The organism is uncultured Novosphingobium sp. (assembly GCF_964277725.1).
GTDB classification, from domain to species: Bacteria; Pseudomonadota; Alphaproteobacteria; order Sphingomonadales; family Sphingomonadaceae; genus Novosphingobium; species Novosphingobium fluoreni.
Genome location: NZ_CAXYKL010000110.1, coordinates 1 through 8,186 on the forward strand (window position 1 = coordinate 1; position 8,186 = coordinate 8,186).

Sequence of the window (8,186 nt, forward strand, 5' to 3'; positions counted from 1 at the left end):
CTGCCACCCTGGTCCGTGACGGTCATGACTTCTCGGTGTCGGTCAACATCTCCGCGCAGCTGCTGCGTAACCCGCGTCTGCCCAGGATGATCGCCGAGACCTTGGCCGCTCACGATCTGCCGGCACGGCATCTGACGCTGGAGATTACCGAGACCGATCGACTCGATCGATCAGCTAAAACCTTGCAGATGATGGAAGAGTTGGTTGCTGCGGGCCTGCGCTTGTCCATTGACGACTTTGGTACCGGCAATGCCACAATCGATTACTTGCGCTACCTGCCCGCAGCGGAGGTGAAGATCGACAAGGTGTTCATCCGCGATGTGGATACGAATACTGGCGATCATTTGCTGGTGCAGTCGATCATTGAGATGGCGCACTCGCTTGGTCGTGAAGTTGTCGCAGAAGGCGTTGAAACCGCAGTGGCCATGGCCGTGCTGAAAAGCCTACAATGCGATCAAGTTCAGGGATACTACGTAGGTAGACCTGTGCCATTTCGAGATTTTGTCACGCAACTGCAGGACACGCGCACCCGGTCTTCTGGTTAATTAAACGTTGCTGCTACTTTAAGGTTTTGGTAACCCTATGCCCATCGCAGAAAACTGCGAGTGGCAAACCATGGGGTCTGAAACATGTTCTGGGGCTGGCAGAACTTCTGATCTAGCTCTTCGATATCAGTGAGTTGTTGCGCTGTACGTCGAAGAGCTAGGAAAAACATCGGCGATCCCAACAACTAAAGGATCGTAGCTATTTCTGACACTTAACTGTGTCGGGTGGGCGTCGCGGGCGTAAGCTCGAGGCGCCTTCAATGTTTTTGGATAGCGCAATAGTCGGCACGCGCAGCTCATCGCGGTTCTATCCGCGATTCGTCTCAGCGATGTGGATCAAATGGTGCGAATCAGTCTTCGCCGTGGCCGAGCGCCAGATACTCGGCACTCTGCATTTCATTGAGCCGGCTTACCGTTCGCTCGAATTCAAAGCGGCCGTTGCCCGCCTGGTAAAGGTCTTCCGGCTCGGCATCGGCGGCGGCGATCAGCTTCACCTTATTTTCGTACAAAGCGTCGATCAGCGTCACGAAGCGCGCGGCCTCGTTGCGCATGTCGGGGCCCATCTTGGGAATGCCGACGATGATCACCGTGTGGTACGTGCGGGCAATTGCCAGGTAGTCGGCGGCACCGCGCGGTTCACCACAAAGGCGCTTGAAGCTGAAAACGCCCACGCCCTTCAAACTCTTGGGAACGTGGAGCTTGCGTCCACCGCCCAGATCGAGGTCGGTGGACGGCACATGATCGGCATCTTCGGGCGGATAGTCGGTGAGGCGATAGAACGCTTCGCGCGTCTGTTCGGTCGCCGGATCGCCAAGGGGGGTGTGCCAGGTGTCCATGCCGCCCAATCGCTGCAGCCGATAGTCGGTCGGCCCATCCAGCGTCATGATATCGAGATCGCCCTCGATCAGCGCTATGAACGGCAGGAAGTGCTCGCGATTGAGCCCGTCTTTATAGAGCTGCGATGGCGCGCGGTTCGAGGTGGTGACGATCGTCACCTGCTCGTCGCGGATCAGCGCGGTGAACAGCCTGCTCATGATCATCGCATCGGCGGAGTTGTTCACCACCATCTCGTCAAAGGCGAGGCAGCGCAGGTTGCGGCCGATCGTAGCGGCGACGGGGAGGATGGGGTCGCCCGCTTCCTTCTTGCGCTCTTCGCGCAGCAGGGCGTGTACTTCCAGCATGAAGGCATGGAAGTGGACGCGACGTTTCTCGGAGATGGCCAGGGTCTGATGGAACAAGTCCATCAGCATCGACTTGCCCCGGCCGACGCCGCCCCACATGTACACGCCCCGCGGCGATTGCGCCTTGCGCCGCATCAGTCGCCCGATCAGCCCGATCGCGGCATCGCCTTTTTCCAGTTCGCGCTGCAGTTGTTCCAGGCGCTCGGCAGCGGCGGCCTGGTCCGGGTCCACCCGCAGTTCACCCGTCGCGACCAGCGCCTCGTATCGATCGAGGACCCCGGTCATTTCCGAGGCAGCTTGCGCACGGTGCCCATGAAGCTGGCGGTCATGGCGCCGTCCTGTTCCACGGTGCCACGCAGGAACACCAGCCGGCCGGTCTCCTTCATCACCTCGCACACGGCATCGACCGGCATGCCGATCCGCGCGGCGCCGACGAACTGCGTGTTCACATCAAGGGTGACTGCGCTGGCCGCATCGGCATTCAGGAGGAAATGAACAGCGGCGAAGAAGCTGATGTCGATCAGTGAGAGCGTGACCCCGCCATGGAGATTGCCATGAGCGTTTCCGTGATGCCTCGCCGTCTCCAGCATACGGACGCGTACCGTCCGATCGCTTTCCGTCCGGGCGATCAACTGACCCATGACGGCCCCGTTGAATAGCTCCGGGTCGGTGATCGACCAGGTCAGCCAGCCCGGATGATCCGGCACGGGATCGCAAATGAAGCCCTGGTAATCGCTCATCGCCCCATGGTCTTTCGCCCTGGCCGGTCGCGAACCGGGCTCAAGATCAGACCTGGCGTTCCGCCTGCATCTTTTTGATCTCGGCGATGGCGCGCGCAGGGCTGAGACCCTTGGGGCACACGTTGGCGCAATTCATGATCGTGTGGCAGCGATAGAGGCGGAAGGGATCTTCCAGCTCGTCCAGGCGCTCACCCGTCATTTCATCGCGGCTGTCGGCCAGCCAGCGATAGGCCTGCAGCAGGATCGCCGGGCCGAGGAACTTATCGGAATTCCACCAGTAGCTGGGGCACGATGTGGAGCAGCAGGCGCACAGGATGCACTCATAGAGGCCGTCCAGCTTCTCACGCTGTTCCGGGCTCTGCAGCCGCTCCTTGCCCGAAGGCGTGGTGGAAACCGTCTGCAGCCAGGGGCGGATCGAGGCGTACTGCGCGTAGAAGTGCGTGAAATCAGGAACAAGGTCCTTGATGACTTCCATGTGCGGCAGCGGCGTGATGCGCACTTCACCCTTGAGGTCTTCGATCGCGGTGGTGCAGGCCAGGCCATTGCGGCCGTTCATGTTCATTGCGCACGAACCGCAGATACCTTCACGGCAAGAACGACGGAAAGTGAGCGTTGGGTCCTGCTCGCTCTTCATCTTGATGAGCGCGTCCAGAACCATCGGGCCGCAGTTATCGAGGTCGATCTCAAACGTATCGTACCGGGGATTTTCGCCGCTATCGGGATCATAGCGATAGACGGTGAATTTCTTGACCTTCGTCGCACCCTCAGCCTTGTGGACGTTGCCACGCTTCTTGATCTTGCTGTTGGCCGGGAGGGTGAACTGCGCCATCGACGTTTCCTGTGATCTTGCAATGCGGCATTCACCGCGATTGTCCCTCCATCTAGCGAAAGTTCGGGCGGGGGCAAGGGTAGAGATGGTGCATGTTCTGCAAGGGCAATTGCATCGCGTTGGTAATGGATACCCGCCCGGCATGAGCTTACGGGCACTTCTCTGCCGAAGCGGGCTCGGTTAGCGCATCCATATGACCAAGAAGACGGCCTGTGTATTCGGAGCCAGCGGCGGAATCGGCGCGGCGCTGGTGTCGCAACTTGCGGCGCGAGACGATATCGCGATCGTCCACGCTGGCGCGCGCCGGCAGGTGGATGGCGGCGCCAAGGTGCGGCCGTTCCGCTTCGACTTGCTGGACGAAGCCTCTATCCAGGATGCGGCGCAAGGCATGGCGGACAACCCGCCGGACCTGGTGATCGTGGCCACCGGCGTCCTGGCGTTCGAGGGCGGGGCAGGGCCGGAAAAGTCCCTGAAAGCGATCGATCCTGCGGCCATGGCGCAGATGTTGGCGGTCAACACCATTGGTCCCGCAGTGATCGCCAAGCACATGCTGCCGTTGCTGCCGCGCGATCACCGGGGTGTGTTCGCGGCGCTGTCGGCGCGCGTCGGATCGATCGGCGACAACCGCCTGGGCGGGTGGCACAGCTACCGGGCATCGAAGGCGGCGCTCAACATGCTGCTGCGAAATTTCGCCATAGAGCTGCGGCGCACGCACAAGGAGGCGATCGTGGTCGGCCTGCACCCCGGCACCGTGGACACCGCGCTTTCGCATCCTTTTCAGCGCAACGTGCCAGAGGGACAACTGACCACGCCGCAACAGGCGGCCACCAACCTGCTGTCGGTGATCGACGGCCTGACGGCGGTGCAGAGCGGCGACGTGTTCGCCTGGGATGGTGAGCCGATCCCTTTCTGACGCTGATGCCGCCGGTGGGAGCCGGACCGTCTATCCTGAGTTCACATTCGCACACCGATACACGGGCCATGCCGTGTACGAGGAGGCGAATGGCACCGCAGAACGACCACCAGCGTGAGCATTTCTGGGACGGCCTGCGCGCGTTCCTGATGCTGCTGGGTATCCCTTATCACGTGGCGCTGTCCTACCAGCCGGGGCAGGACTTCATCGTCCACTCGGGCGAGGGTGTTGCCGGATTTCCCGAATTTGCCGAGGTGATCCACTTGTTCCGGATGCCGGCATTCTTCGTGATCGCGGGTTACTTCGCCTTGCTGCTGCTGGCGCGGCGACAGCCGACGGCATGGCTGAAGGGCCGCTATATGCGGCTGGGAGTGCCGTTCCTGACCTGCCTGGTCACGCTGATTCCGCTGATGAATCTGGCGTGCGAGCTTTCGAACCTGCCGTGGCCGGAGGCGCTGCGTTCATGGCGGGAAAACTCGCTGACCTCGGGCGGGTATTGGGTGCGGCACTTGTGGTTCATCGTGATCCTGCTCTACTTTTCGACCGCCAGCGCCTTGCTGGCACGACGCTTCCCCTGGGTGCGCCACGGCCTGGTCCCACCCCGCTGGGACGCGGCATGCGCCCGGCGATTCCTGCTGACATTGACGCTGCTGGGCGTGCTGGTCGGCGCCTGGGAAGCGCTGGCGGTGGAGGCGTTCTACAAGGCGGGCCTGGCGACGATGCTGCCCCAGCAGATCCTGCGGCTGGACGAGGTGATCATGTTCGCACCGTGGTTCTTGCTGGGCTGCCTGCTGGTCCGCGCGCCGATGATGCGGGAGCGAATGCAGCGGTTCTCGTGGCCGGTGGCCGTTGCCGGGCTGGGGGCGACCACGCTCTGGCTGATGGTCCATAAGGACGTCATGCCCATGACCGAACGGTTCATCGGCACGATGGCGGCGCTGGCGATCACGCAGGCGCTGATTGCGGTGGCATCGACGCTGCTCAATCGGCCGATGCCCGCGGTTAGGCGGCTGACCGACGCGTCTTTCGTGATCTACCTGTTCCACTTGCCGCTGATCGCGGTGCTGGTGTGGCTGGCGCAGCCGCTGCCGGTGCCGGCGCTGCTGAAGGCGCTGGGAATCACGGCGATGTCGTTCGGGCTGTCTTATGGGGTGTGGTCCGCCACTGCCCGCGTGCGCTCCATGGCGCTTTTGTTCGACGGTATCGTGCTCAAGCCCCGCCAGCCGCAGCCCGCATAAGAAAACACCCCCCGACGTGAGCCAGGGGGTGCGTTCATTCCGTAGTGCTCAAGGCGGCGTCAGGCGCCGAACGTGCGCTGCCACCACCCGCGGCGTGGCTTGCCGTCCGGACCGTCGATATCGCCCGAAGCCGCGTCGTCGGCGTCGGCCTGCTGCGGCTCGGCTGGCTTGGGCGAGGCAGCCTCGGCGGCGACCTCCACCGGCGCGGCGGCAGCGACAGCAGCCTTGGTGCGGCGCGTGCGCTTGGGCTTGGCCGGAGCTTCGGCCTCGGCTTCGGCAGCCGGGGCGTCCTTCGCGGCTTGCGCAGCAGCGGCTTCAGCTTCGATGTCAGCCTTCTTGCGACGCGTGCGCTTGGGCTTGGCAGGCGCTTCGGCCTCGGCCTCGGCAGGCGCGGCCGGAGCTTCCTTTGCAGCTTGCGCAGCAGCGGCCTCCGCCTCGATGTCGGCCTTCTTGCGGCGAGTGCGCTTGGGCTTGGCCGGGGGAGCTTCCGCCTCGGCCGCCACAGGCGCTTCCACCGCTACCGGCGCTTCCTCGACAGCGGCAGGAGCCTCGGCAGCCTCCGGTTCGGCCTCAGCCTCGCCATCGGCGGCTTCTTGCGTCTCGCCTTCGTCACCGGCGCGATCGCGACCGCCACGACGGCGACGACCACCACGGCGGCGGCGCTTGCGCGGACCATCACCGTCCTCGGACGCTTCGGCATCGGTCGCGGCGACGGCGGCATCCGCAGCTTCGGCGCTTTCGCCTGCTTCGGTGCTTTCGGCTTCCTCGGCGTCCGCATCATCCGAACCGGCTTCGGCTTCACCCTCGGCGCTTTCGTCACCCCGGTCACGATTGCGGCCACGGCGGCGCTTGCGGCGCTTGCGGCGGCCACCATCGTCACCTTCGCCGCGCGGCTCGCGTTCCTGCTCCTCGGCGGCTTCTTCCTCTTCCTCCTCCTCCTCGATCGGATAGTCGTCCTCGACATCCTCGGCGATCGGATCGAAGCGCGGCACGAACTCGTTGCGCGGGCCGGACGAGATCACGCGCATCTTCGCGCCTTCGTTCTCGCCTTCGGGGATCACTTCGACAGACACGCCATAGCGATGCTCGATGTCGCCCAGATCGGCGCGCTTGGCGTTGAGGAGGTAGATCGCCGCCTCGCTGCTGGCGAACAGCGAGATCACGATGCCGCGGCCCTTCGCCGCTTCGTCCTCGATCAGGCGCAATGCCGAGAGACCGGCGGAGCTGGCCGTGCGGACCAGGCCGGTGCCGTCGCAGTGCGGGCAGCCGCGCGTGGTAGCTTCCAGAACGCCGGTGCGCAGGCGCTGGCGGCTCATTTCCATCAGGCCGAAGCTGGAGATGCGGCCCACCTGGATGCGCGCGCGATCGTTGCGCAGCGCGTCCTTCATCGCTTTTTCGACCTTACGGACGTTGGATCCGTACTCCATGTCGATGAAGTCAATCACGACCAGGCCGGCCATGTCGCGCAAGCGCAACTGGCGGGCGATCTCATGCGCGGCTTCGAGGTTGGTGTTCACCGCCGTCGCCTCGATGCCGTACTCCTTGGTGGAGCGGCCCGAGTTGATGTCGATCGAAACCAGCGCCTCGGTCGGGTTGATGACGATGTAGCCACCCGAGCGCAGCTGCACGACCGGATCGTACATCGCGGTCAGCTGATCCTCGGCACCATAGCGCTGGAACAGGGGAACCGGGTCGGAGTAAGGCTTCACCTTGCGCCCGTGCGTGGGCATCAGCAGCTTCATGAAGTCCTTGGCGGCGCGATAACCGTCCTCACCCTCGACCACGATCTCTTCTATATCGCGGTTGTAGATGTCGCGGATGGCGCGCTTGATCAGATCGCTGTCCGAGTGGATCAGCGCCGGGGCGCTGGACCGCATCGTCGTTTCGCGAAGCTCGTCCCACAAGCGGGCGAGGTAATCGAAGTCACGCTTGATCTCGGTCTTGGTGCGCTGCAGGCCGGCGGTGCGCACGATGCAGCCCATGGAGCGGGGCAGGTCCAACTCCGCGATGATCGACTTTAGGCGCTTGCGATCGCTGGACGAGCTGATCTTGCGGCTGATACCGCCGCCGTGGCTGGAATTGGGCATCAGCACGCAGTAGCGACCGGCCAGGCTGAGGTAGGTGGTCAGCGCCGCGCCCTTGTTGCCGCGCTCTTCCTTGACGACCTGCACCAACAGCACCTGGCGGCGCTGGATCACATCCTGGATCTTGTAGCGGCGGCGCAGCGCCATGCGCTTGGCGCGCAGCTCGTCCGCTTCCTTGGAGCGGCCACCGCCGCCGTTGCGGCCCTGGCCCTGGCGACGGCCCCGGCCGCGACGGTGCGAGCGCTCGTCAGAAGAGCCTTCCTCAGCCGTATCGTGGTCCGAATCGTCCTCGTCGCCGCCGTCTTCCTCGCCGTCCTCGATCGTGGCGACTTCGTCCTTCTCGGACGTGTCAACCTCGGTCACACCGCCATCGCCGAACTCGTCATGATCGTCGGAGCCGTGATCGTCCTCATCGTCGGATTCGCTGGCGCGCAGCGCGGCTTCTTCCTCGGCGTGCGCGGCTTCTTCGGCCAGCAGCGCCTCACGGTCTTCCTTGGGGATCTGGTAGTAGTCAGGATGGATTTCGCTGAAGGCCAGGAAGCCATGGCGATTGCCGCCGAAATCGACGAACGCCGCCTGCAGCGACGGTTCTACCCGCGTGACTTTCGCGAGATAGATATTGCCCTTTATCTGCTTCCGGTCGGCCGACTCGAAGT

At 63.7% G+C, this 8,186-nt stretch carries 7 protein-coding genes; 3 read left to right on the top strand and 4 right to left on the bottom strand.

All coding sequences use genetic code 11. The features are described 5' to 3' along the window. The coding region (locus ACHWRX_RS06700) for an EAL domain-containing protein (RefSeq protein ID WP_394658613.1) at positions 1-545 on the top strand (545 nt) is incomplete at its 5' end. Positions 546-895: 350 nt separating this feature from the next. Here ACHWRX_RS06700 and zapE read toward each other — a convergent pair. From zapE to ACHWRX_RS06715, 3 genes are read right to left on the bottom strand one after another with little or no spacing between them, the layout of a single operon-like run. Continuing rightward, on the bottom strand, positions 896-2,011 hold the full coding sequence (gene zapE / locus ACHWRX_RS06705) for a cell division protein ZapE (RefSeq protein WP_394658614.1): 1,116 nt from the start codon (positions 2,009-2,011) through the stop codon (positions 896-898). Beyond that, positions 2,008-2,466, bottom strand: a complete 459-nt coding sequence (locus tag ACHWRX_RS06710) for a PaaI family thioesterase (RefSeq protein WP_394658615.1) — start codon at positions 2,464-2,466, stop codon at positions 2,008-2,010. Before ACHWRX_RS06710 ends, zapE begins: the two co-directional genes overlap by 4 nt. A gap of 46 nt (positions 2,467-2,512) precedes the next feature. Beyond that, positions 2,513-3,295, bottom strand: a complete 783-nt coding sequence (locus ACHWRX_RS06715) for a succinate dehydrogenase iron-sulfur subunit (protein ID WP_058735987.1) — start codon at positions 3,293-3,295, stop codon at positions 2,513-2,515. A 193-nt stretch (positions 3,296-3,488) separates the two neighbouring features. Between ACHWRX_RS06715 and ACHWRX_RS06720 the strand changes: the two genes are divergently transcribed. Beyond that, complete coding sequence (locus ACHWRX_RS06720) at positions 3,489-4,208, top strand: SDR family NAD(P)-dependent oxidoreductase (protein WP_394658616.1); 720 nt, start codon at positions 3,489-3,491, stop codon at positions 4,206-4,208. 89 nt (positions 4,209-4,297) lie between these two features. Beyond that, positions 4,298-5,446 (top strand): acyltransferase family protein, encoded by a 1,149-nt coding sequence (locus ACHWRX_RS06725; protein ID WP_394658617.1) that lies wholly within the window; start codon positions 4,298-4,300, stop codon positions 5,444-5,446. Between the two features lie 59 nt (positions 5,447-5,505). On the opposite strand, the gene ACHWRX_RS06730 is transcribed toward ACHWRX_RS06725, so the two are convergent. Beyond that, positions 5,506-8,186 (bottom strand): ribonuclease E/G (locus ACHWRX_RS06730; RefSeq protein ID WP_394658618.1); only part of this gene is annotated, 2,681 nt, incomplete at its 5' end.